Below are 1,620 nucleotides of genomic sequence, written 5' to 3' on the forward strand. Positions count from 1 at the left end.
CCAGAAACCTACTTCGCTTTCCGGGGGGGCCGGCCTCAGCCAACAGAGAAAGAAGATCACTTTCTCTTGTTGTCTTCGGACACGGCTGGTCCCCCAGGAGTCTTCGTAGGTTTCTTCCGCTAGATTTATGTTCTATCATCTATATTGTATACCGAGACATATCACATTCAGTAGCCTAGGCTACTGAATGTGATATGTCTTTTTGATTTATGACTGCTCGCAATTTGAAATGCAATAAAATCCTGTTTTTGAAATTATTAAAGTTACGATAACCATAGGCAACGCGATTTAACACTTTTATCTTATTATTAATACCTTCAATTCGTCCATTATTGTATGGATATAATAAACTATTTTTGATGTATAGCAAATGTTTTTTTAATGTTTTAATACTCGTTTTCATATAACTAGAAATCGTATTTGTGTCTACATCAAATACCGTATTAGCTAATGCATCAAAGTTTTTATTTTTAACACTCTTTAAGAGTGTTTGGTATAGTTCATAATTTCTTTTCAAATCACTATCATAGTTAAGCAATTCTTCCACAACATTTACTTCTAATCTTTGGCCGAACATAGGATAATACTTATATTCTGTATAGGAAAGTTTTTGTGCGTCTTTCAGTAACAACTTCCAAAATCGTTTTAACCGTCGGTACTTCTTCATGTCTTCACTATTTGATGTTTTAAACTTATTCATAATCTGTACACGTGTTTTATTCATCGTACGACTAATTAATTGCACAATATGAAAACGATCAATAATAATTTTTGCTTGTGGAAAAATTTCTTTAATAACATTTACATAACCAGCATTCATATCAATCGTAATTGTTTTAACTTTTCTTAAATCACTTAAGTAATAATTAGTGATGAAGTGATCTTTAATAGTGCGAGCGTCTCTTCGTTCCAATATATCAAGAATATCACCTGTTTCTGCATCAACATATTCAAAGGCCATTTGGCCTTTTTGATATTTAAACTCATCGAATGATAGATGTTCCGGTAAAGATTGGTATTGTTTTTGAAACTTTTTTGCCTCAGTGTTAATCACGCGTTGAACTGTTGTTGTCGATACAAAACAAGCTTTAGAGATATCGGTTAAGGATTGGGCGTCTGTTGATTTAAGAAGAACCTTTGCCTTTGTTTGATTAGAAATAAAACAATGATCATCAACAATCTTTGATGATGCACTAAATGTGCTGTTACAGGCTTTACAAAAGAAACGTTGTTTCTTCAAATTTAAATATGTAGGATGAGTTCCAGTGATTGGTAAGGTAATACGTGATGTTTTTGTTCCATTTTTATAAACCGTATAATTCTTATTTTCAATACCACAGCGTTTGCAATGTGAAGGTGTGAAAGTCAGTTTAGCTGTGATAAACTTAGCCATTTTTCCTTTATATACTTTTAATTCAACCGCATTTTCTTCTAGTACAATATTTTTGTCTTGTATATCAAGTAATAATTTAATATCATTAGAGTTAGACAAGTGATTTCCCTCCTAAATTTGGTTTTCGTCGACTTTAATTTTACAGGGAAATTCACTTGTTTTCTATTTTTCTGTACAGAAAAAAGGTATTGGTGAATTTCCTCACCAACACCATTTATTGTACGACC

At 32.2% G+C, this 1,620-nt stretch carries 1 protein-coding gene; it reads right to left on the bottom strand.

Annotation, left to right across the window (positions count from 1 at the left end):
* Positions 1-175 precede the first annotated feature (175 nt).
* Positions 176-1,492: an ISL3 family transposase gene (locus tag SPD45_RS14310; protein WP_336268455.1), complete on the bottom strand. Its 1,317-nt coding sequence runs from the start codon at positions 1,490-1,492 to the stop codon at positions 176-178.
* Positions 1,493-1,620: the final 128 nt, after the last annotated feature.

It is taken from the genome of Pseudogracilibacillus sp. SO10305, assembly GCF_037072005.1.
GTDB classification, from domain to species: Bacteria; Bacillota; Bacilli; order Bacillales; family Amphibacillaceae; genus Pseudogracilibacillus; species Pseudogracilibacillus intestinigallinarum.